The organism is Bacillus sp. (in: firmicutes), from assembly GCA_017656295.1.
Taxonomy (GTDB): Bacteria; Bacillota; Bacilli; order Bacillales; family JACDOC01; genus JACDOC01.
This window is the reverse complement of the sequence record JACDOC010000001.1, coordinates 48,818-72,709: the sequence shown is the minus strand read 5'-3', so window position 1 is coordinate 72,709 and position 23,892 is coordinate 48,818. Positions and strand designations below refer to the sequence as shown.

General features: G+C 39.2%; 23 protein-coding genes. 7 read left to right on the top strand and 16 right to left on the bottom strand.

Going from position 1 to position 23,892, the window contains the following annotated elements; genetic code table 11:
* Nucleotides 1–50: 50 nt before the first annotated feature.
* From H0Z31_00365 to H0Z31_00355, 3 genes are all read left to right on the top strand, one after another.
* The gene (locus H0Z31_00365; GenBank protein ID MBO8175888.1) at nt 51–1,715 is read left to right on the top strand and encodes an alpha-glucosidase; all 1,665 of its coding nucleotides are present in this window, start codon (nt 51–53) and stop codon (nt 1,713–1,715) included.
* A gap of 266 nt (nt 1,716–1,981) precedes the next feature.
* Nucleotides 1,982–3,157 carry a glycosyltransferase family 1 protein gene (locus tag H0Z31_00360; GenBank protein ID MBO8175887.1) on the top strand — a complete coding sequence of 392 codons (1,176 nt, stop codon included), beginning with the start codon at nt 1,982–1,984 and terminating at the stop codon, nt 3,155–3,157.
* Between the two features lie 135 nt (nt 3,158–3,292).
* Nucleotides 3,293–3,640, top strand: coding sequence for a DUF4260 domain-containing protein (locus H0Z31_00355; GenBank protein ID MBO8175886.1), 348 nt, complete (start codon nt 3,293–3,295; stop codon nt 3,638–3,640).
* A 5-nt stretch (nt 3,641–3,645) separates the two neighbouring features.
* Here the strand turns inward: H0Z31_00355 and H0Z31_00350 are convergent, their stop codons facing one another.
* The 4 genes from H0Z31_00350 to H0Z31_00335 form a co-directional block, all read right to left on the bottom strand.
* Nucleotides 3,646–3,978 (bottom strand): hypothetical protein, encoded by a 333-nt coding sequence (locus H0Z31_00350; GenBank protein ID MBO8175885.1) that lies wholly within the window; start codon nt 3,976–3,978, stop codon nt 3,646–3,648.
* Between the two features lie 18 nt (nt 3,979–3,996).
* A complete protein-coding gene (locus H0Z31_00345) occupies nt 3,997–4,428 on the bottom strand; it encodes a threonine/serine exporter family protein (GenBank protein ID MBO8175884.1) in 432 nt (143 codons plus the stop codon).
* Between the two features lie 18 nt (nt 4,429–4,446).
* Nucleotides 4,447–5,205 carry a threonine/serine exporter family protein gene (locus tag H0Z31_00340; GenBank protein MBO8175883.1) on the bottom strand — a complete coding sequence of 253 codons (759 nt, stop codon included), beginning with the start codon at nt 5,203–5,205 and terminating at the stop codon, nt 4,447–4,449.
* Nucleotides 5,206–5,455: 250 nt separating this feature from the next.
* On the bottom strand, nt 5,456–6,370 hold the full coding sequence (locus H0Z31_00335; GenBank protein ID MBO8175882.1) for an EamA family transporter: 915 nt from the start codon (nt 6,368–6,370) through the stop codon (nt 5,456–5,458).
* A gap of 201 nt (nt 6,371–6,571) precedes the next feature.
* Here H0Z31_00335 and H0Z31_00330 point away from each other — a divergent pair, with 201 nt between their 5' ends.
* Both H0Z31_00330 and H0Z31_00325 read left to right on the top strand, forming a co-directional pair.
* The gene (locus tag H0Z31_00330; protein MBO8175881.1) at nt 6,572–7,462 is read left to right on the top strand and encodes a TetR/AcrR family transcriptional regulator; all 891 of its coding nucleotides are present in this window, start codon (nt 6,572–6,574) and stop codon (nt 7,460–7,462) included.
* Nucleotides 7,463–7,464: 2 nt separating this feature from the next.
* Nucleotides 7,465–9,069: an MFS transporter gene (locus H0Z31_00325; GenBank protein MBO8175880.1), complete on the top strand. Its 1,605-nt coding sequence runs from the start codon at nt 7,465–7,467 to the stop codon at nt 9,067–9,069.
* Between the two features lie 134 nt (nt 9,070–9,203).
* Here H0Z31_00325 and H0Z31_00320 read toward each other — a convergent pair whose 3' ends face one another.
* The 7 genes from H0Z31_00320 to H0Z31_00290 all read right to left on the bottom strand — a co-directional run bounded on the left by H0Z31_00320 (nt 9,204) and on the right by H0Z31_00290 (nt 15,022).
* Entirely contained in the window at nt 9,204–10,019 is an 816-nt protein-coding gene (locus tag H0Z31_00320) for a hypothetical protein (protein ID MBO8175879.1), read from the bottom strand.
* A gap of 124 nt (nt 10,020–10,143) precedes the next feature.
* Nucleotides 10,144–10,311 (bottom strand): hypothetical protein, encoded by a 168-nt coding sequence (locus tag H0Z31_00315; protein ID MBO8175878.1) that lies wholly within the window; start codon nt 10,309–10,311, stop codon nt 10,144–10,146.
* Nucleotides 10,312–10,444: 133 nt separating this feature from the next.
* Entirely contained in the window at nt 10,445–10,930 is a 486-nt protein-coding gene (locus tag H0Z31_00310; GenBank protein ID MBO8175877.1) for a DinB family protein, read from the bottom strand.
* 59 nt (nt 10,931–10,989) lie between these two features.
* A complete protein-coding gene (locus H0Z31_00305; GenBank protein MBO8175876.1) occupies nt 10,990–11,610 on the bottom strand; it encodes a hypothetical protein in 621 nt (206 codons plus the stop codon).
* 9 nt (nt 11,611–11,619) lie between these two features.
* Entirely contained in the window at nt 11,620–12,816 is a 1,197-nt protein-coding gene (locus H0Z31_00300) for a ParM/StbA family protein (protein MBO8175875.1), read from the bottom strand.
* 752 nt (nt 12,817–13,568) lie between these two features.
* Nucleotides 13,569–14,420: a CPBP family intramembrane metalloprotease gene (locus H0Z31_00295; GenBank protein MBO8175874.1), complete on the bottom strand. Its 852-nt coding sequence runs from the start codon at nt 14,418–14,420 to the stop codon at nt 13,569–13,571.
* A 356-nt stretch (nt 14,421–14,776) separates the two neighbouring features.
* Nucleotides 14,777–15,022, bottom strand: a complete 246-nt coding sequence (locus tag H0Z31_00290; GenBank protein MBO8175873.1) for a hypothetical protein — start codon at nt 15,020–15,022, stop codon at nt 14,777–14,779.
* 569 nt (nt 15,023–15,591) lie between these two features.
* Between H0Z31_00290 and H0Z31_00285 the strand changes: the two genes are divergently transcribed.
* Complete coding sequence (locus H0Z31_00285) at nt 15,592–17,451, top strand: spermidine synthase (GenBank protein ID MBO8175872.1); 1,860 nt, start codon at nt 15,592–15,594, stop codon at nt 17,449–17,451.
* 107 nt (nt 17,452–17,558) lie between these two features.
* On the opposite strand, the gene H0Z31_00280 is transcribed toward H0Z31_00285, so the two are convergent.
* Nucleotides 17,559–18,548 carry a spermidine synthase gene (locus H0Z31_00280; protein ID MBO8175871.1) on the bottom strand — a complete coding sequence of 330 codons (990 nt, stop codon included), beginning with the start codon at nt 18,546–18,548 and terminating at the stop codon, nt 17,559–17,561.
* A 523-nt stretch (nt 18,549–19,071) separates the two neighbouring features.
* On the opposite strand from H0Z31_00280, the gene H0Z31_00275 reads away from it, so the two are divergent.
* On the top strand, nt 19,072–20,634 hold the full coding sequence (locus H0Z31_00275) for a vanadium-dependent haloperoxidase (GenBank protein ID MBO8175870.1): 1,563 nt from the start codon (nt 19,072–19,074) through the stop codon (nt 20,632–20,634).
* Nucleotides 20,635–20,866: 232 nt separating this feature from the next.
* On the opposite strand, the gene rlmH is transcribed toward H0Z31_00275, so the two are convergent.
* The 4 genes from rlmH to H0Z31_00255 all read right to left on the bottom strand — a co-directional run bounded on the left by rlmH (nt 20,867) and on the right by H0Z31_00255 (nt 23,891).
* A complete protein-coding gene (gene rlmH / locus H0Z31_00270) occupies nt 20,867–21,346 on the bottom strand; it encodes a 23S rRNA (pseudouridine(1915)-N(3))-methyltransferase RlmH (GenBank protein ID MBO8175869.1) in 480 nt (159 codons plus the stop codon).
* A 105-nt stretch (nt 21,347–21,451) separates the two neighbouring features.
* On the bottom strand, nt 21,452–21,610 hold the full coding sequence (locus tag H0Z31_00265) for a CxxH/CxxC protein (protein ID MBO8175868.1): 159 nt from the start codon (nt 21,608–21,610) through the stop codon (nt 21,452–21,454).
* Between the two features lie 124 nt (nt 21,611–21,734).
* Nucleotides 21,735–22,946, bottom strand: a complete 1,212-nt coding sequence (locus tag H0Z31_00260; protein MBO8175867.1) for a trypsin-like peptidase domain-containing protein — start codon at nt 22,944–22,946, stop codon at nt 21,735–21,737.
* 150 nt (nt 22,947–23,096) lie between these two features.
* Entirely contained in the window at nt 23,097–23,891 is a 795-nt protein-coding gene (locus H0Z31_00255) for an MBL fold metallo-hydrolase (GenBank protein MBO8175866.1), read from the bottom strand.
* Nucleotide 23,892 lies beyond the last annotated feature (1 nt).

Here is a 23,892-nt window from a genome sequence, read left to right as displayed (position 1 = left end):
TTCTAGAGGAAATCCCCCATAGATTTAGTCTATTAAAGGAGGGAACGCCAATGAAAAAAGTTTGGTGGAAAGAAGCGGTTGCCTATCAAATCTATCCACGTAGTTTCCAAGACTCAAATGGAGATGGAATCGGTGATTTGCAAGGAATCATTCAACGTCTCGACTATATTAAAGATTTAGGAGTTGACGTCATTTGGATTTGCCCGATGTATAAATCTCCGAATGATGATAATGGGTATGATATTTCCGATTACCAAGACATTATGGAAGACTTCGGAACAATGGAAGATTTTGAACAACTGTTAAAGGAAGTACATCTACGAGGGATGAAATTAATTATTGACCTCGTGCTCAACCATACGAGTGATGAACACCCGTGGTTTATTGAATCCCGTTCTTCTAAAGACTCCCCAAAACGAGATTGGTATATATGGCGCGATGGAAAAGACGGCAAAGAACCGAACAACTGGGAAAGTATTTTTGGCGGCTCTGCTTGGCAGTACGATAAAGCAACCAATCAATATTATTTACACGTCTTTTCTACTAAGCAGCCGGATTTAAACTGGGAAAACGAAGAAGTGCGAAATGCGTTATACGAGATGGTTAATTGGTGGTTAAAAAAAGGGATTGACGGATTCCGTATTGATGCGATTAGCCATATAAAGAAGCGTCCCGGTCTTCCTGATATGCCGAATCCTAAAGGGGAGCGGTATGTCTCTTCATTCGATATGCACATGAACCAAGAAGGAATCCAAGAATATTTACAAGAATTGAAGGATCAAACATATGGCAATTACAATGTGATGACCGTCGGAGAAGCAAACGGGGTCACCATTGAGGAAGCTCCCCTTTGGGTTGGAGAAGAAGAAGGAAAAATGAATATGATTTTCCAATTTGAGCACATCAGCTTATGGGATGCTGAAACGAATCCGGAACTTGATGTCGTTGCGTTAAAAAAAGTGTTAACGAAATGGCAAAAAGGATTGGAAAACAAAGGATGGAATGCGCTATTTATTGAAAACCATGACCGTCCCCGAATCGTTTCCACATGGGGCGACGATAAAGAGTATTGGCGAGAAAGCGCAACCGCCCTTGGCACGATGTATTTCCTTATGCAAGGAACACCTTTTATTTACCAAGGGCAAGAAATCGGCATGACAAACGTTCAATTCCCATCGATCGATGACTATGATGATGTCGCAACCAAAAATTTATATCGGATTAAGCGTGAAGAAGGAGTTCCGCATGAAAAAATTATGAAATACATTTGGGCTTCTTCCCGCGATAATAGCCGGACTCCAATGCAATGGTCGGATGAACCAAACGCTGGTTTTACGACCGGTACCCCGTGGATGAAAGTAAATGACAATTATCGGGAAATTAACGTCCAAAAACAACTAGAAGACGAAAAGTCCATTTTAAACTTTTATAAAAAAATGATCCGATTGAAAAAAGAAAATGACGTGTTTACCTACGGTACTTATGATTTAATCAATGAGGAGCATCCACAAATTTATGCCTATACAAGAACGTTAGGTAACGAAATAATCGTCGTTATCGCGAATTTATCCAAAAAAACAGCCGAGTTTCATAACCCTTCCCTTACTTTACATGCTGACCGCTTATTATTACACAACTATGATGTTGTTCAGCATGAAGCGACTCATTCTGTCATTTTACGCCCTTACGAAGCTCGAGTCTATCGCGTACAATAAATATTAAGGGGGACACATCTTATCCATGCGGATGTGTTCTCCATTTTTATTTTTAAAGAGTAAGGAGTTTTTTCAACATACGAGAGATTGTCCCTACTATTTCTTCATATTTTGTAAAAATTTTAACCTATCGTTAATTTACCATTAAATTCTAGTAAAAAGAGTGTTTTTTTACAAAATTTTTAATACAATCAAAATGAATGTAACCTTTAGTCAGGTATGGGAACGGTATGTAAAAAATCATACGAATAGGAGATGTTCCTGACATGAAGATTGTGTTCGTTACAGAAACGTTTTTACCTTCAACGGACGGTATTGTTACCAGATTATGTACGACGATTGACTGGTTACTTGAGCAAGGCCATGAAGTTCATGTGATTGCTCCAGACGGTGGAGTCACAGAATACAATGGAATCGCCATCGACTTAATTCCTTCCCGTACGTTCTTTTTCTATCCTTCCAAAAAATTCAGTTTACCTAATGTTCGTGTCAAACAACTTCTCGTCTCATATAAACCGGACATCATTCACGTCGTGAATCCTGCCTTACTTGGAATATCCGGTATTTATTACGGAAAGCAATTAAACATCCCTACCATTGCCTCTTACCATACAAATTTAGCTCAATATTTAGATTATTATCGAATGCCCCTCTTAAAACCGCTCATGTGGACCTATTTACGTCTTCTTCATAATCGTGCCGATATAAATCTATGTACTTCTAAATCCGTGTTACAAGAGCTTACTGAACGAAAATTTAAAAACGTCTTTATTTGGGACCGGGGAGTTGACCTCCATCGTTTTCATCCAAATAAAAAAAGTGAAGAAATGCGTGATCGCTTAACGGACGGTCATCCGGAGCAGCCGCTCTTATTATTTGTCGGTCGCCTTGCGCGTGAGAAGCAAATACACGAATTACGTCGTGTAATGGATGAGCTTCCAGATGTGCGGTTAGCCATAGTTGGCGACGGACCTTATCGTGAAGAGTTGAAGACATTATTTGAAGGAACGAACACCGTGTTCACAGGATTTTTACACGGAGAAGAGCTCGCTCAAGCGTACGCCTCTGCCGATCTGTTTGTGTTCCCTTCGACTACCGAAACGGTAGGGCTTGTTCTGCTAGAAGCAATGGCATCTGGTCTACCAGTCGTGGCGGCTAAAAGTGGTCCGACGCTCGAACAAGTTCGCCACGGGGAAACCGGCCTTTTATACGAACCAGAACAGGTAGACACCTTCCCCCAACTCGTGAAAAAAATGATGAATAACACCTTGCGCTCGCAAATGAGCATCAAAGCGCGCAAACATATGGAAAAAATGGGATGGCACCACGCCATCGAAAAATTATTTCGCATATATGAGCTTACGGTTAAAGAAACAAACGTACCGTCTGCTGTTTCCAACATTTCTTCTTCAAAATTAGGAAACTCACAATCATTGAAATAAAATCATATACAAAAAACGAACAAGACGTGTGAATGGATTACCATTTTCACACGTCTTGTTTTTGTAAAAGGAAAAGTTTCCTTTATGAAGAAAATAAAAATTGGAACATCTCATGTTACAAAGGGGGAGATGTTTTTGAATAAAATACTTTTACATATCGAAGGATTGGCTATCTTTATTTTAAGTGTTTATGTGTACTCCTATTTTGAATTTAGTTGGTTATTGTTTTTTCTTTTATTATTGGTGCCCGATCTCTCTATGTTAGGGTATTTGTTGAATAATCAATTCGGTGCATTTAGTTATAACTTGTTTCATACCTATAGTTTTCCGATTGTTTTTTTAGTTTTAGGAGTCATATTATCAAGTCCATTCATGTTAAATATCGGATTAATTTGGTCGGCACATATTGGAATGGATCGATTCATTGGATATGGTTTAAAATATCCAACCAATTTTAAAGACACACACTTCCAACGGATATAAGAACGCTAATCGATTTCAAAATACAAATGATAATGATTTTGACAACCTGGATTAAACGAAGCGTCGCAATACGGACATTGGGAATGACAAGTCATGTATTGGTGAATGGTCAGCTCGTTACCACAATTTCCACACAATATCGCTTTCATTTTCCATTCATCTTTTGTCCATCGTAATGACCGGTGATCTGCTACTTCTGCATGGCAAAAATAACACGGATAGTACGTTTTGCAGCATTTAAATTTGATAGCGATTATATCTCGCTCGGAATGATAATGGATACAACGGGTCTGTTCGTCCACTAATTTTCCTTTGACAATCGGACGAGCTTTTTTCATCGTGTTCTCCCTTTCCATTTATTGAGATTGGCGATTACGGAAATATTGGTTAATCGCTTCTGAAAAGACCAACCCGACGGCAATCGCCCCGGATATTAAAAAAGCTTTCGCGGCCAATTGAATCGCACCGTTGTAATCGTTGATCACAAAATGGCGCATTGCATCGTATGCTAATCCTCCGGGGACTAATGGAATAATACCTGAAACACTAAAAATAATCATTGGCATTTTGGCTACTTTAGCGAAAAGCTGACTTAAAATCGCTACTGCGAGCGATGCCATAAATGTCGAAAAAACGGGATCAAACGAAAAGTGGACAAGGAGAAAATAAATCATCCATCCGACCATTCCAACAAATCCACATTTGATTAACGAGCGATTTGGAACATTAAAAATAATGCCAAAGCCACTAGATGCGATAAAACTTGTCACTAACTGCTCCCATATCATCCAAAATTCACTCCAACCTTACAAAAATGAAAACATCACCGCAATTCCGGCACCGATGGCAAAGGCCGTTAAAAAAGCCTCTGCTCCTTTCGATAACCCGGCGACTAAATGCCCAGCCATTAAATCCCGAACTGCATTGGTAATGAGAAGTCCAGGGACGAGCGGCATAACCGAACCGATTATGACTTTATCTAATTCATGTCCGATTCCAACATATACAAGAGCAAACGAACAAATGCCTATTATAAATGAAGCGATAAACTCAGCAACAAACTTTATTTTTAACAGTTCGTGGACGTACAAAAAGACCGTAAAACCTAAGCCCCCAGCAATTATCGCCGGAACAAAGTCGTTCCAACCTCCTTGGAACATAATTACAAAGCAGCCGCTTGCTATAGAAGCAGCCACAATTTGGAGCCAAATGGGATATCCCATCTTTTTTAGTTCAATATGCTTTAACGCTAACGATGCTTCTTCTAAGGAAAGCTTGCCAGCAGCGATCTTACGGGAAATACTATTGACTAATACGATTTTTTCTAAATCGGTCGAGCGTTCCATCATGCGGACTAATTTGGTCGGCCCGTCATTGACTGAGAAAAGAATGCCAGTCGGTGTAACAAAACTATGCGTTTCTTTTAAACCGAACGCTGCCGCAATCCGCATCATCGTATCTTCCACACGATACGTTTCCGCCCCGTATTGGAGCATAATTTTCCCAGCCAATAAACAAAGGTTTAACACTTGATTGGTGTATTCTTCTTCGTTGATTCGCTCCATGTGCAACCTCTCTTTCTGTTCCTTTTTCTTACTTCTATTATTAACCGATATAGAATTAAAATAGAATGGTTGATTTGATATTCTTTTACTAAAAAACTATTTCCTTTGTCGTTTTGAACTAATATTTTTCTATTTCAACCTAGTTTATTTTCCGTTTGACGCGGTTTACTTTCCAATTTTATCGAAATACTTGCCAATATTGGGATTTTACTTGCCTATTCTGTCGATTTACTTGCCAACCTCCGCTGATTCATCTTCTATCGTGAGACGAAATGGTGGTATTCTCATCTACCGAAACAGGACGCCGCCTTCTTACAGGAAATGTTAACCATGAAAGTCCTAATAAAAGCAAAACTATTCCAAACCAAGATAAGCCTGAGAGACGTTCACCGACAACAAATACACCTAACAAAGAAGCGGTTAGCGGTTCGGCTAAAGATAACGTCACCGCCGTTGAAGATGGAACGGATTGCAATCCCTTGGCAAAAAGAATATAAGCCACACTTGTCGCCATGATTCCTAAATGTAGACTGACGAAAAGTCCTTGTTTCTCGAATATCCACGACATGTCATACACGAAAAGAAGCGGGCTTAACAAAACAGCACTGAGCGTAAACACAACCGCTACGACCGATAGTGGAGAGTGCTGATTCAATAATCGCTTGTTTACAGACGAATAAATGGCAAAGGATAGTCCAGCCCCCATTGCTAACCCGACTCCGCTCGGATCAACGCGAACAGCTCCTTGATGACTAAACAACAACACACATCCTAAAACCGAGAGGACAGTTGCCAGCCACCATCTGTTGGACGGTCGTTTTTGAAAAAACATCCATTCAATGAATCCTGATAACACGGGGGCACTACCGATGCCGACAACCGTCCCTATAGCGACACCTGTTAAATGAACCCCAGAAAAGAAGAGTGGTTGAAAACAAGCCATACAAAGAGCGGCAATTCCTGTTTTTTTCAGCGGCCAGTTAGACCGACGAAATTGCCCGGAAAGGAGTAACACGAGCAGTAATGAAAATCCTCCTATCGCTAAACGAATCGCTCCGATCGCTACTGGATGAGCTCCCTCTGGTGCAAACGTTTGGGCTGTTCCTGTCGTTCCCCATAACATCGCCGCTACTAATATCATCCAAGCAGATGATTTATTTCCCATCCCCCTTATCCCCCCTGTTATTCTCATGTACTTCTATCATACTTTATCACGAGAACAATTGGATATAAAATACAAAAAGTCTGATATTTCTCTCTTACAAATACTTTTCTTTGACGACTTACCTCCTTTTATGTAAAATGACTTATAAGTTCAAAAAATGACCTATTAGTCATATGTGTTTAACAGAAGGCGGTGAAAAAAATGGATCCAAAAAAACAGCTCATTATTGAAACAGCCATCTCTCTTTTTTCTCAAAAAGGATATTACACCACATCCGTTCAAGAAATTGCAGAACAATGCGGGATTTCAAAAGGATCGTTGTATAAATATTTTCCGTCAAAAGAAGAACTCTTTATCGAAGTATGTGAATATTATCAACACATCCTTTTTGAAAAATCTCGTTTTGTCGATATTCACCAATTTGCTTCCAAACGGGAGTGGTTAATTGAGCAAATCTCCTTACAAATGGAAGATTTTCTCGAACGGAAAGACTTTTTAATGATGGTTTTTAAAGAAATTGGGACACAACATAATGAAAAATTCCAACAGTTACACCGACGGATGAGGGCAAACATTCTTTATTGGCAAAGAGAGCGACTGTTAACGGCGTATGGGAACGTTATTGAACCGTATGTATGGGATTTGGTCATTTCTCTTCAAGGTATGATCAAAGAATATTTACTATTCCTAATGTCCTTACCACACCACCCACCCATTAAACAAGTAGCAACGTATATTTCCGAACGTTTAGATACAATCATTCAAGACATTTTGCAAAACGAGCCGACACCTGTGATGACTGAGGCGGTCGTTCGTCACTTTTTACCAGAAGATGTGTTTTTTGAATCACGGGTAGAAGCATTAAACTCTATTTTGGAAGAACTTCAAGAGCGTATTAATCATTTGAAGGATGAAACAATGAAACAACGGATGTTATCGTCCCTTGACTTGTTACAAACCGAACTACAAGCAGAACAACCGCGAACATACTTAATTGATGCGTTGTTTACTTACTTAGAAAAAGAAGAATCGCTAACGTTTCACGTGAAACAAGCTCGATTACTAACGAATATTCCATGTGAGGAGGAATAAAATTGGAACATTTAGAACATCGCCAAAAAGTTATTATAATGCTGGCGGTCATGGCGGCTATGTTTTTTGCGGCTGTGAACATGACTATTGTCGGTACCGCCTTACCGAAAATTATTGCCCAAATCGGTGGATTGGAATACTTTGACTGGGTGTTCACCATTTATATGTTAACAGCTACCATTACCGCGATGCTCGTAGGAAAACTATCTGATATATACGGAAGAAAAATCTTCATTTTAATTGGTATTGCTGTTTTTTCTTTAGGTGCCTTTTTAAGTGGAACGTCTAACACGATTATTCAATTAATTGTTTATCGCGGTATTCAAGGGTTTGGTGCTGGAATGATTATGTCTGCAGCTATTACAACCATTGGTGACTTGTTTACCCCCCGCGAGCGTGGCCGTTGGCAAGGAATGATGGGAGCTGTTTTCGGATTATCAAGCTTATTTGGTCCAACGCTTGGTGGATACATTGTTGATAACTACGATTGGCATTGGGTATTCTGGGTATTTTTACCAATCGGTTTGATTGCTTTCGGATTAATTGTCAAACTATACCCGTCTCATGCGAAAAAAGAAAAAGAACCAGTCGATTATCTTGGCTCTATTTTGCTTTCTATTTTCATTATGACGCTCTTACTCGGATTTTCTTGGGGCGGGGGAAAATACGATTGGATGTCAGTGGAAATCATTGGACTATTTGCAACAGCTGTCCTCTCATTGATTCTATTCATTTTTGTCGAGCAAAAAGCGAAAAGTCCTGTATTACCTTTATATCTCTTTAAAAATAGCGTATTTACCGTCTCTAATATTGCCGGCATGCTCCTTGGTATGGGGATGTTTGGAACCATTATGTATGTCCCATTTTATGTTCAAGGGGTCCATGGGGAATCCGCAACGGTATCCGGTTTAATCGAAATGGTGATGACCATTGCGATGGTTATTTCCAGTGTAATTGTCGGAAACTTAATTACCAAAACAGGCAAATATAAAATTTTCGCTTTAATCGGCTTTGTTGTCATGATTATCGGTTTGTTCCTGAATTCGATGCTAGAAGTTGAGTCATCATTAACACGACTTATCGTTCAGTTAATTATTATTGGCATTGGCTTAGGAATGAACATGCCAACTTTCCAAATTACTGTCCAAAACGCTGTTAGTCATCGTTATTTAGGGGTTGCCACATCTGCCATGCAAACGTTCCGACAAATTGGAGGTACGATCGGTGTCGCCATTTTCGGTACTGTCATGAATCATATCATGGTGAAAGAATTACAAGCGTCCGAGCTTTCCAACATTTCACAAGCAGCTCCGAACATGGACGTAAATATGAACCAATTACAAGATCCTCAAATTTTAATGAACACACAACTGCTTGATAATATTCGGACGTCACTTCCAGCTGAATTTGCCCCGTTCTTTGATCAATTTATTCAGCTGTTAAAAGAAGCACTGAATGTTTCCTTAACAGGTGTATTTTTAACGGGTGCGGGTGTAGTTGCTTTAGCCTTCATCACGACAATTTTCTTAAAAGAAATTCCGCTTCGTACAACCAATCAAGACGATGAACAATCTGCACCTATAACAAATAACCCTCAAGAAGCGTAAATCATAAAAAAACATCCCAATCATCTTATCGTAGATGGTTGGGATGTTTCATATGTTAAATCGTTACGTTGAAGATACATAAAAAGCGAACTCAACTATGGCTATTACCCGCTCACGTAAAGCTTTCTACCATGCTAAGAAATAATCTTATTTGATGTAATTGGTGAGGTAGGGAAAGGTGGCATAAATTCACTTAATAAATATTTATAAATGGCTTGTTCTACAGATAAACCTTTTGAATGAATGCCTTGATTACCAAAAAGAACATTAAATTCTAGAATATAATACTTACCGCCGCTTACCATGACATCAAATCCAGCATGATTGATATTTAACTCGTTTGCTACCTGAAGGACGAGATCACATGCTTCTTGTGGAATAAAATCAAAGCAAAGTTCGCCACCCTGTGCTACATTATGAAGAAACTCTCCTTCTAAACCGACTCTCCAATAAGACGTAAAAATTTGATTACCCACTACACATATTCTCAGGTCTTTTCCATCATTCTCTAAATATTCTTGAACGTAAAGAACCTCGTTCCGTTTCGCATATTCATAAAAATCTTTTTCTTCTTTAATTAAAAATGTCCCTTTTCCCATTGAATTTCTAACTTCTTTAGCGACAAATGGATAAGGAAACGTTTCTAAAATATATTCGATGTTACTTGGGGTATTTGCCAAAATTTCTGTATAAGGAACGTGTTCTGGAGCAACTGTCCACAAGGCTCGTGTCATTTCGGCTTTACTAAAGCCTAATTGTAATGTTTCAATACTTGGAAAAATTTTTTTCTTTAACCCATAAACAAGAGCGGGTACTTGCCACGTTTCCGGAAAAAGAACAATATCCGCTTGTCGAATGGTTTCTATTTCTTTAAACATATGTTCAGGCTTAATATAGTGAACACCTGGAATACCAATTGTTCGGTATGCATTAAAAGAAACCATTTTCATAAATGCATGACCACACTCCAGTGAATAAAATAATCTTTTGAATAATTAAATAATAGCACCTTTGTAAAAATTATCAATTAGTATTTTTAAGGTAATTTTGCTTACTTTTTAAAAATAGGCTCTGTTAAACGATACTGTTGATATTTATACATTTCGCTGCAGGCAGACGCTTTCCGTGGGCAAGCCGCAAGCCCGCTTCCCTCGCTACGCTCAAGTATGGCTCTTGCCTGGCTTGCTGTACCCGCTGGAGTCGCCGCCGTGTGAATAACTTGCTAAAAATCAACAAGGACATTTATCATAGCCTAAAAATAAAACAGCTGATTTAGGCTTGCTACTCTTTTCATAGATACACCTTTTCATTATTGTTAAAAGGTCTATAATATGAAAACAGTCACAGCCCTACTAGGACTGTGACTGAAATATCATTATTTATTTTTTTCGAGAATTTTTAATCCGTTTTTTAATCCTTTAATGCCCCCAACATGCTCACTTTCATGGAATAAGGAAAATAATACCAATTCACCAATCGTATCTAGTTTCAATGGCCCAGCTTTAAATGGTTGAGCAATTTTTTCATCTAAGCGATTAGCAAACGTTTGTTTCAAACGGTCCATTTGATCCGAAAGTTGTAAGCGAAGCGTTTCTAAAGTAGGTGGTTCCGTTTTCCAATCTGCAGGGCTCGTTCCTCTCGAAAATAGTTCAGCATATCCTTCAGGTAAATTTACTTGTTCACCTGCAAAGTGGAAGACAATTTGTTCGAGAGATACATAAACGTGACCGATTTGCCAAAGGATGTTATGCGGGAAACCTCCAGGAATTTCTTTGGCCATCTCTTCCGTTACATCATTAATTGTCCGTAAAATCCCTTGGCGTACGAATTCGTACTGAGAAAACAAACTTTGTTCGTTCATTGTGAACACCCCTTCTGGATTTATATTAAAATTCGGATAAATCATTGCCCTGGAAAAGTTTACTTATTCATATGAGCAAGAAAACCTCCGAGCAGATCTTCTATATCCTCTTCTTCATGAACCTCCTGATCCTCTTCCACTGATGAGAAATGCTCTTCGTCCCAATCAAAATTCATCAAATCATCTTCAAGTTCATCTTCAAGGCTATTCATTGGGGGCTGTTTAGGTTCGTCTATAACCTTTTGATTATTAAATTCTAAATCGCGTGTAGACTGTTCTTTTTTTCTATTGATGGTTTCATTCTCTAATAGGTAAAGTGCATCGTTAATATCTAAAGCATTGCTATTAAGAGAGGCTAGAACTGATGTCGCACGTACGGGATCAGCTAACAATTGATAGACAATGCTCCCTAACAATGCTTCTGAATGTGAGTGTTTTAGCCAATTACGCTGTTCTTTATTTAATGGTTTTGGAAGAGGAATGGTGATCGTCTCTTTTTCTTTTGACAGGGAGTTATTTACCCCTTCCAAAACAAACTCTGCTATTTTGCTAGAAAAGTTTCTTCTCTCTGTTTCCTTCAACTTTTGCAATTGCTTGATTATGTGATCTGGGGTGTCAGAAGGGAGACGGAAGGTAATTGCCTGCCCCCTTTGAATCCTAGTCATACCCTTTTTATTCATGAAACCACCCTATTTTTTTACTGTTTGTTTTTCCGCCTCTTTACCTTTTAGTTCTTTATTATTTTTTCTAATAAATTCAGAGATTAACTTATAATAAGCATTTGCCATCATCCAAATACTTTCTTTTTCATCTTCGAAAAATTCAATATTGTAACCATCTAAACTATTATTTAAAGCTTTGATGTAATCCTTCAACACTATTGATCCGCCACCTACAAAATAGCAGATTTCAGTTTGGGAATTTTTTGACCAAACATTACGTAAGATGCGATATTGTTTCTTTGCTAATTCTAAAAGAATTCGATCTACAATATCATGGACATTTGTCCGGCTGCCTTTTACCATGATGTGATTTCTATCATTTTTCCTCGTTATGATTTCAACGACATCTCTCCTACTGTCTAATTCTACCCCATGCTTCGTTCTAATTTCTTCTCTGATGGCTTCTAATGATTCAGATACTCCAATATTAAAACCCTGTGCTTTATCATCGTCCACATTCCGGTTTTTGATGACGGCTATATCAGTGGATAATCCACCAATATCCTGAATAAGTATTCTTTTATCTATTAAATCTCTATTTATAATGTTTAAATCATTGTCCATTACTAAGTTAATAAAGGCAGCAAATCCCTCAGGATATACCTTTACTTGGTCAAATTTTATATTTACCTTTAACCCTTGATATTTCGGGGTTACTAAAAACTCCACTTGATGAACTGAACTTAATAGCCGTGCTCGATATCCTACATCTTTTCCTTCTTTCACTTCACGAAGAGGCAAGCCAGTACCAAGCGTATAATTTGCATCAATAACATTATTATTCTTTTTGAAAAATTCAGAATTTTCGTTTCTTGCTGCGTCTAATGCCAAAGATGCAAACAGCATCACTAATGTTTGATCTTCTTCAGACTTACTACTGCCTGGATCTAATTCATTTGCATTATCAGATTTCGTTGCTAAATTCCCAACACGATAAATCACATTATTTTCTTTTAAAGCTGGTGAGTGAACTCGAATGTGAATACCATCCAATGGATCTTTATCATTTAAATCTTCTATGCCGATTACAGGTCTATCTTCTATGTCTCTTGCAATTACGTTGGGAATGTATAGTTCATAATCAGCCTTTCCAATAGCCTTTCCAAATAACGCCTTAACACAATCATTTCCTACATCAATCGCTGCAATTCTAGAAATACTCATCAAATCACCCCATCCCCTTCAATTAAAAGTAATGAGTTCCAAAAACTAACTTTCATCTTTTATTTATAGGTTAAAGTAGGTTCATATAAGCGTCAATGAGACATTAGTTGTGTTCAAAAAGAAAACAAGTTTTCATTTGGTATACATGTATACAAAGTTGTATACATTCAACTCTAACAGTATGTATACAACTTTGTGTTCATGTATACGTTTTTGTACACAAAATGTAAACGTATTGTTTACTTGTACACATTTTCGTATACAGCTTAAAATTAGTACTTTTTTAACCTAAATATAATACTCTTGTACTTTCAGATACTTCTTACTAAATCGTTGTCAAATAATTAAACAAACACCTCTTAAGGCGGTATAGAATCTGCAACTATCAAACAGGAACATGGCTTGCTTCAGATGGAGGTAAAAGTGAAACATTATTCTTGTCACTACAGCACCCGGAGAAGAAAGTAAATATGTCAATAATCCTATAAGCAGGTGGCCATTTGGAGATATTCCAAGACCATCAGTGTTGTGATATCAAGAAAATAAAATAAATCCAATAATCGTATAAAAAGATGTTGATTTCCATACCAGCATCTTTTAATGGCATTAAACTTATTTATGACACGGTTCACCATTAAATATAAAAATGGGAAATAATTTTTGGACCATGTTTAGAATTTTAAATATAGAATTTTGACTAAATAGCCAAGAGTTTTAGCTTTTACGGAACAACCCTACAAAAATCATTTTCTTTAATAAGTGATTGAATTATTCCTAACACCTGTTTTGCAAAAACCGAGCCCAGCAATTATTAGCACATACAGCACGACAACAGGAAGAGCCACTTCGATACCAAAAGTACCGCCCGTAATCCAAATACTATCTGATTTAAACTGGAGCATTACAAGGGATGAATGGCTTCTGCCTTCCTGCGGAGCAAATTGTACCATTTTTGGGTTCATAAAAAAGTTCCAAATAATATGCACCACGACTGAATTCCATACATTCCCTGTCTTATAAACAATAAGCGATAACATAATACCAACCAAGCTGACAGCGATAAGGACTAAGCAAACATCAACCAACTGTAGCCCACTTACCGTAAGTAAGTGAAGAGCACTGAACACGATAGCAGTTACACAAACAGCGCTAACCACATTCCATTTGTCTTCGATCAGCTTAAACAAATATCCACGGAACAAAAGTTCTTCGATCACCCCGGCGGAGAATGCTGTAATGATTGCACCAATGATAATCGATAACGCAGTTTCCAGAGAAAGTTGTTCTTGCTTTTCAAAAACGACGAATTGTGTAAGTACATAAAATACAATAACTGTAAGTGGCATTGCTAAACCAACGAAAACCCATATTATGCTCGTCTTGAACGGTTTATGTATACGAAAATATGCACTCGATTTTTTTAAGAGCATCCTCGCATACAACCAAAACATTCCGATAGTAAATCCAATACGTATGAATTCTTTGACCACAACTCGTATTGTATCGTTTTTAATCCCGTCAGTTAGCGGATTCACCATAATGGCAGATACCAAAAATATAATAATTAACATCAAGCTATGAATCACTATTCTTCTCCAGTGCATATGTAAAATAGCTCCTCCCTATTTAGTAGCGGTTCAAGAGGTAATATTGAAGCAGGTTAAAATGGAATTACAATTAATTCTATGATTAATCCTCAGTAACATATGATACGGTTCACCTAAACCCCTTAATCCAAAATTTATTACTTCTTCAAATACAAAAAATGCGATCAATCTTTATTTTGACCACATTTTTTGGTAGATCATTTTAGTTTGAAATCAGAATCACTATACTTAATAGTCTTTATTTCAATCATAGAATTCGATCATTCTCTCAGCTAGGAGTTCTGTTTTATACGGGCTTTCACATATGTTTTTATGGTAAATATTTGTAATCTTTCCCTTCCGTTCATCCTTCTTTATGAATGAGAATCTCGATTTCTTACGTACCTTGTCAATTCCGCTGTTATTTCATACCGCATAAACGGGGTAATAAGGTATATGCCTCGAAAAAATTGTAGGGCTGTGTCCACTAGTTCCTTAGCTATTTCCATTCCTTGTGTCCTTGCTTCATCGCCTTCATAGCCTGCCATCCTTGCCCGTACGTCATCCGGAATTCGAATCCCTGGTACTTTGTTATGAAGAAATTCAGCAAATTTGCGCACCCTTTTTTACCTGGGCTCTTGCAATTTCCGAAGCCTCATCATACTTGCCATCAGCAATCAAAGTACGGAAATTCCTTGATCCTATCACATTGGTTCTTTCCCCAACAAGCAAAGGACGATTAACTTTTTCCAAATAAGCCGGCTCAACGTCAGAAAGTGTGGATTTAGGGCAGCTGGATCGATCCTTCGAATTGAAAGAAAATATACGCTTGGACCTCCCTATAAAAATAAAAAAAGATGTATTCTTTAAAACCTGAACAACCGCTCCAAACCATAAAAAAATTGCCCTTCACCTGGCTAAGATAACCTATCGGAAAGGGCAATTGGTGCTATGTAGCTCCTATACATGCAAGGGTCTCTTGCATGTATAAGAGTTACTATTACTATATTAAATTATCTGAAAAGTGTTACAAATTGTATTCCTATTTTTCCACTTTTACTTTAGATCTAAAGATTACTGCTTTTTCCATTCATTTCAAGCACATCTAGATCATTGCGTTCGAATCATTCACACGTTAATAACAATTCTTCATATAATGGCTGCAAATAACTCATTCGAGGTGATAATGTTGATTGATAGTCTTCAACCGGATTCCTATCGTGGTGATGAATATGACCTGATTGAACTGCAGCAATTATTGAAAAGTCCTCACCGAATCATCTTTAAAGGGACCAGTCCATACCAGGACGTCCTGTTAATAGAATCAAAGAATTTACGCTTGTACTGGAACGAGCATTTAGAAATGAATTCATTGGATGAACGGATCTATCACGAAGCTCTTGTTCATCCGGCCCTGCATTTATCTAATCGACACAATCGAGTTTTGATCATCGGCGAAGAATGTGGTTTGGCATTACGTGAAGTCCTTAAATACCCAAGGGTTAACCATGTCAGTCTAGTCGCCATATCCCCTGAAACGCTTTATGCCGCACAGAAAACTCCTGAGATCACTGAACTTAACGAAGGCTCCTTGTTTGATAAGCGCGTTCATATTTACGAAAGCGACATTCATGAATTCCTAAGGACGGAGCAACAGCCGTTTAATGTAATCATTGCTGATCTTCCAGATCCGGAAACGGAGGAACTGAGCCAATTCTATACGAAGGAGTTTTTTCGCCAATTAACCAATAAACTAAGCGATGATGGGATCCTGGTTTGCCAGTCCTCATCGCCGGAAGATACTCCTTTGATATATTGGAGTATTTCCAAAACACTGGAAAGCGAATCCCTTCACACGCTTAGCTACCATGTCAACGTACCTTGGTTTGGAGATTGCGGATTTCACCTGGCTGGAAAGGAAGCCCTGATCTGGGAGGAAGGAAGCAAAATCGATGTCCCGAACCGTTCACTCCCTTATGATCTAACGTCATGGTTTACATTTCCGCCGCACGTTATGTCAGTCAAGGATCAAGCGATTATCAACTCATTAGAATGCCTGACTTTACACAAGTTTTATGCCGCAAGTGGAGTGGACACCATTCCCACAAAGGGACGCAGCGTATTTTATGACCTCCAACATAGGGATCAGGTCAAGGACGCGAATACGGAAGAATTGATAGAACTTCGTCATCTGCTCTCCAGTTCCCATCGTATTCTATACGATGGCGGTACAGAGGGAGATAACGTGTTAATTTTTGAGACGAGCGATGTAAGGCTATATCTGGATAAGCAGCTGCAGTTCAGTTCTTTGGATGAGCAATTTTATCATGAGGCCCTTGTTCATCCGGCGCTAGCCATGGTCCAAAAACGGGAACGCATCCTTATCGTCGGCGGCGGGGATGGGCTTGCCATTCGCGAAATTCTCAAATACCCTGATGTGAAGCACATTGACCTAGTAGATCTTGATCCATTGATACTACACATGGCCAGTAATGTACCGGAGGTCGTTGCCCTGAACGAAGGCTCTCTCCATGAGAAACGCGTAGCGATTCATCAGCAAGATATCCAGGATTTCAAAAAAGAAAAAAGGGATCCGTATGATGTTATAATTGTGGACCTGCCCGATCCAGGTGATGAAATACTAAGCCGCTTATATACCGTAGAGTTCTTTGGCCAATTATCAAACCTTCTAAGCAAAGACGGTATCCTTGTCTGTCAATCCCATTCGCCGGAGTATGCTCCATTAGTATTCTGGAGCATCGGATTAACACTTAAAGGTTCAGGGCTGCATATCCTCAGCTACCAAACCGAAGTCCCTTCATTCGGAGATTGGGGATTCCACTTGGCAGCAAAAAAGCCACTGCTCTTAGAAAAAAGGGAAATATCCGTCCCGAATCGTACTCTACCTAAAAACCTGTTCTCCTTATTTACATTCTCACCTAAAGTTCTGTCAATTTTGGCTCATTCACAGATAAATACCCTGTCTAACCTAAAATTGCACCTATTTTATAGACAAGAACTACTCAGCAACTTACAACAGTCAGACTGAAGTTTATCAAATAAAAAAAAGAGAGTAATCCAACTTTCAATGAGCACTCAAGAAGTTGGAATTACTCTTTTTTTTAATTGAAAGAAACGGTCATACTTACTTTTGCATTAATCAGCCCAAGCATCATCCACAATATTAGCAAGAACCATGTTGCTATCCGTTTGAATTCTATAATTCGACCACCTCTTGGAATAATTATAAGGAATGTGGAACATATCCCGAAGTCTCTCCGGGGATAAGAAGCGGGTGGGAAATGGTATGGATATATCTTCTATAGACACTTGCCTATTTGTTGCCATACAAAATCCATAGTCGTCTTCATATTCCACAATGACATCAAAATGATACGGCAATACATAAAATCCTGCAGCCATCAAGGTTGCCTGAACACTCCAAAAGTACTCAGGTATCTTGGCTAACGAAGGACAAGAGACATTAATCACTCCATCCGGTTCCAGTCGTTCCTTAAGAAGCCTAAAAAATTCCCAACTAAAAAGGCGACTGAGTGCTGGACATTCTTTGCTCGGCTCGGGAATATCCAAGAAGATTGCATCCCACTTTTCCGTGGTATTTTCAACGAATACCCGCCCGTCTTCTACTACCGTACGCACTTTTGGGTGATTCAAAGATCCTTCATTGAATTTAACAAGGGCATCTAAATTTTTGCCGAAATCCATCATCAACGGGTCTGCGTCAACAGTAGTTATTTCCTTCACATCAGGATAGCGTAGCGCCTCCCTTGTTGTAATTCCCCCACCGCCACCAATGATGAGAATCCGCTCTCTTTTCCCGGCTATTACCATAGGCACGTGAATTAATGCTTCTGCATACAAATCATCGTCCTCAGTGGTACCAAACATCACATCTCCGTTGCCGTAGAGCAGCATTTGTCCTTGATGTTCGACCAAGGCGATTCGCTGGACAGGCGTATTGATCTTGCGGATAATGCGGTAATCCCCATCGGGCTCCTCTTCTTCCGATACATAATCTCGAATGGAACCGGCACCCCAATAACGCCAATAGAGCCAGCCCAGGGTTTCAACGAGAAGCACTAAACCGGCACCTATGGCAATCCAATATAGTTGGTTTAAACCCATCGTTGCTTTAACCTCCTTCTCCCAGTATTTAATTATGTTATGTATTCTTATTAGGGAGTGACAGAGGCAATCATCTTTATTTAGCTGCTTTTCTTTTTAGAAAACGATGGAAACCACTCTCTAGAAAGCGGAGCCTTATCCTAACTAATTCTCCTTAAATTATTCTTATCCTATTCCCTTTATCGGAAATTCACCTTTAGATCCATACTTACCTCACGGAAGGATGTTCTGCTATTGATTGCAATACTTGCGGAAGGTCTAATCCCCAAAGTCACAATATACTTGGGTTTTAAAATTGAACGTTTTATACAAAAGTAAAATCGTGGTACTGAAGAATTGATATTAGAAATAGTTTTTGAAAGGCAATACACTAACGATATTCGATGAGAAAACCCGTTAGGTGATTAAACGTTAGAAACTGGTTTCTACTATAGTATACTGTGTTGATTTAAGCACTATTAAATATATGATTGGACTAATCGGTTTGTCCACTCCTTTATATCTTTATTACATATGATATCAAATGTCATATAGAAAAGGAGTGAAACTATTGAAATTTAAGAAAGCTTGTTTAATAGGGCCTTTGTCGCCTTGTAAACGACGACGAAAGGCTTTTAAAATCCGTAAGAGTGCAGCATTATTCTATAAAAAGCTTCCATTGTTGAGCCACCGCTGTAACGGAGATGAAATAAATTTTCCAAATAAAATCGCTAATTTTTCAAAAGGGTTGCCGCATAATAACCTCGGCGAGGTAGATCTTGATGCTTATAACAAGTATATTAAGGCATTAAAGTCTGGTAATCCCGATGATTTTGAAAATATCCCACTTGGCGGTGAAAGAAAGCTTGTTAATCCACAAGCGGCTTATGCATTTGAATTAGTTGGACCTGATAGTCACCAATTGCCCCTACCGCCGCCGCCATCCTTTAATAGTGCAGAAATAGCTGGTGAAATGGTTGAACTTTACTGGCAAGCACTTACGCGAGATGTTCCTTTCAACGAATATAATACTAACCCTTTAACGATTGCAGCAGCAAATGAACTATCTAGCTTATCTGATTTTCGAGGGCCTAAGTTCGATGGTAAAGTTACTCCTGGGACTTTATTTCGAGACAATCTCCCTGGAGCATTGGTAGGACCATACATTTCACAATTTCTTTGGAAGGACATCCCTTATGTATCGACAAAGATTGTCCAACGCTATCGTACAACGATAGCTGGGGATGACCATTTAACCTCATATAATGAATGGTTAGCTGTTCAGAATGGCTCTCCACCACTTAGATCCAACGTTTACGATTCTACACCTCGATACATTCGAAATGGACGAGACTTAGGCGAATATGTTCACAACGATTTATCTGTAGAAAGTGGGTTAACCGCTTGTTTAATTCTTCTCAGTTTTGGTAGTCAGTCATGGGACCCAGCTAATCCTTATCTCAGTTCTGATACACAGGTCGGCTTTTCAACCTTTGGGCCGCCTCATTTTTTAGATTTTGTGACAAGAGCAGCCCGTCCGGCCTTAGAAGCAGCCTGGTTTCAAAAATGGCTTGTCCACCGTCGTCTTCGTCCGGAGGAATTTGGCGGACGTATTCACAACCAATTGATGGGGAATGTTAACTATGATATTAATAAAGAAGTGCTAGAATCAGAGGCAGTATCAAGAACTTTTGACAAATTTTGCACATACCTGCTTCCTCAGGCTTATGCAGAAGGCTGTCCGACACATCCATCCTATCCTGCCGGCCACGCGACTTTTATTGGGGCGATGGTAACAATGCTTAAGGCGTTCTTTGACGAATCATTCGTTATTCCTGATCCTGTCGTAGCAAGCAGCGACGGGCTGTCCTTAGAATCATTTCAAGGACCGCCTCTCACTGTTGGTGGTGAATTGAATAAATTTGCCTATAATATTGCGAATGGACGGAACGCAGCTGGTATTCACTATCGTACCAGTGGTATCAATGGTTTACAACTTGGAGAATCGGTAGCTATTGGAATCCTACGAGATTACAGGGCCACTTATAATGAGACATTCGAGGGATTCTCCCTTACAAAGTTTGACGGTACCACTATAACAATCTAATAGATTACAACTAATAAACCCAAGACGATATTTCTACTATAGAATATCTGCTTGGGTTTATTTAGAACATATTTACTTTTAAAAAAGTATGCAAAATTAGTATGAAGCGAAGAAAACTTACTATGTTTCTTTATAAAGGTTTCAATACTACTCAGGTAGTCTTCAATAGATTGCCAAAAGAATTCTCTTATCTTTTTGTTTTTTACATGATATGAACAGTTTAAGACCGCATCTATTTGTGATACGGTTCCCCCCGATTAATCCGGAACGCACGGTAAATTTGCTCCAGCAAGATGAGACGCATGAGTTGGTGGGGGAAGGTCATTTTGCTAAAGGAGAGAGCTTCGTTCGCTCGTTGCATAACGTCTTTGTGAAGGCCAAGCGAGCCACCGATGACAAAAGCTATTTTACTTTTGCCGTAGGTGGCTAGTTTGTCTAAGGATTCGGCAAGTTCTTCCGATGATTTCATTTTTCCTTCAATGGCCAGAGCAATGACATATGTATCTGAATGGATTTTGGCTAAAATGCGCTCTCCTTCTTTCTTTTTAACGATCTCCACTTCTGTTTCGCTCAGTTGTTCAGGTGCTTTTTCGTCAGGCACTTCGATGATGTCCACTTTGGCGTAGGCCGACAGACGCTTCGTATATTCGTTAATTCCTTGTTTTAAATATTTTTCTTTTAGTTTTCCGACAGAGATGATGGAAATATTCACAGCTCATCCTCACTTTACAAACAATTTACGAACAATTTACGAACAATATATCCACAGTAGTTATCCACATATCCACATAACGTATCCACATATTGTGTGGGAATATTAGTTCGCCACCATATATTCAGCGTGATTCTCACAATATTCACAGGTTGTTGATAACTTTTTTTCCTCAGGAAGCTCTGTTAAATGTGGTGCCGTTTCGTATTCGTCAACAATGACATCTAAGGCAAGTTCGACATGTTCTTTGCACGTAAAAATCATCGTTGATCTCCTTTCGTTTTGGCGTATTTTACTCTAAGCAATATTTTTATCCACAAGTTATCTTATCATTATGAAAAAAAGCAGGAAAGTCCATATACTCTCCTGCTCGGATAGTTATCCACGATTATAGTGAAGATTCATCCGTTAGCTTAATCGTCGTTTCTTGAAGTTTTCCATTTCGGTAAAATTTGACCTTCATCTCGTCTCCGACTTCTTTTTCAATGTAAAGATGCTTACGTAAATCTAAGATGTTGTCGATTTTTTCGCCATCAAGTTCTACGATGACATCCAGCTCTTGTAAACCTGCATGCTCAGCTGGTGAATTTGGTACGATTCGCTCAATGACGACACCTTCTGTCACATCTTTCGGTAATTTGAGCGTTTCCTGTTGATGGTACGCAGAAATTTCGTTTACGTTCCGTAGGGTGACTCCCATCGCTGGGCGTTTGACCTCTCCGTATCGTTCTAAGTCTTCGATAACCGGAATAGCCGTATTAATTGGTATCGCGAAGCCAATTCCTTCGACAGCGGATTGGGCAATTTTCATGGAGTTAATACCAACGACTTGACCGGCAATGTTCACTAACGCCCCACCGCTATTTCCGGGGTTAATGGCGGCATCGGTTTGGATTACTTCCGCTTGCCAATCTTCATAGCCGTCACCGTTTAAATCCACCGGAATGGTTCGCTCTAAACCAGAGATGATTCCTTGCGTAACAGAGCCGCTAAACTCTAAGCCAAGCGGGTTCCCAATGGCCATGACCGGCTCCCCTGGTTTCAGTAAATCAGAATTTCCGAATTCCGCGACCGTCTCGATTTGACTGCCGTCCACTTCAAGAACGGCTAAATCCGTCCAAATATCACCACCGCGAATGACCGCCGGAATTTTTGTCCCGTCTTCTAACGTTACTTCAAGTTGGTCCGCGCCTTCAATCACATGATAGTTGGTAACGATATACGCTTTTCCACCCGCTTTTTTATAAATCACACCCGAACCAGTTCCCGCTTCTTGTTGATCACCAATCGACCAAAAATTAGCGGATTGAATATTCGTGATACCGACAACGGCCGCACTCGTTTTTTCGACCGCTTTAGTCACATCGGACGTTATATCATAGGAAAATTGTTGAACCGGAATATTGGATCCGTTTTCCGTTTGTTGCGACTGCTCATCTAATTGATATGGGAGAACATCTAAGTCTACAAGTTGTGGGAGAGCGACAATAACAAGCATCGCCCCTAATAAAACACCAACAAAACTAGCGAGAAGATAGCCACCTTTTCGGCTTTTTGTTTCATTATTACGGCCTTGATAATGGTCATCGTAATATCCCATTTCACACCACTCCTTTATCCGAACGACTGCTATCCCTTATTTTACCTTTCTGGTTTGATTATAATCCGAAAAAATGAAATTTCTATGAACAAACGTAAACAAAGAAATGAACATGAAACAGGATGAGCTATAATCTATGAATCTATGAAATTAGACTGCTACGAGAGGAGTCGGTATTTTCGGGTCCGTATCATGTAAAGAAAATTGTTCACCAACTACAAATCCTTTCTGAGCTAACACTTGGCTGACACTCATGCGGGCTAAATCTTTCATATTGTTATCTTGGCTTAAATGCGCTAAATAAATGTGCTTTGTCTTGTCACCAATGACTTCACTCATCGCCAAAGCTGCATCTTCATTAGAAACGTGACCGACATCGCTTAAAATACGCCGCTTCACGCTCCACGGATATCGACCCATCCGAAGCATATCTACATCATGGTTGCTTTCAAAAATAAACACATCTGCATTTTTAATCGTTCCTTTCATTCGGTCGCTCACATATCCCGTGTCCGTAATCAGAACGAGCTTTTTTCCACCATGGTGGAAAATATAAAACATCGGCTCGACCGCATCGTGCGACACGCCAAATGACTCGATATCGAGTGAACCAAACGAACGAACAGATTCCATTTCAAACACGAATTTTTGTTCGATCGGTATTTCTCCAATTAACCCGTCCATCGCCTTCCACGTTTTTTCATTGGCGTATATCGGTAGGCGATACTTTCGCGCTATCACGCCTAGTCCTTTAATGTGATCACTATGTTCGTGCGTCACTAAAATGCCTGTTAATTGGTCAATCTTTCGGTCAATTTTTTGAAATAGTCCTTCCATTTGCTTTCCGCTTAGTCCAGCATCGACTAAAAAAGCATGCTCTTCGGTTTCCACGTATATTGCATTTCCTGTACTCCCACTAGCTAGTACACTAAATCGTATCGACATG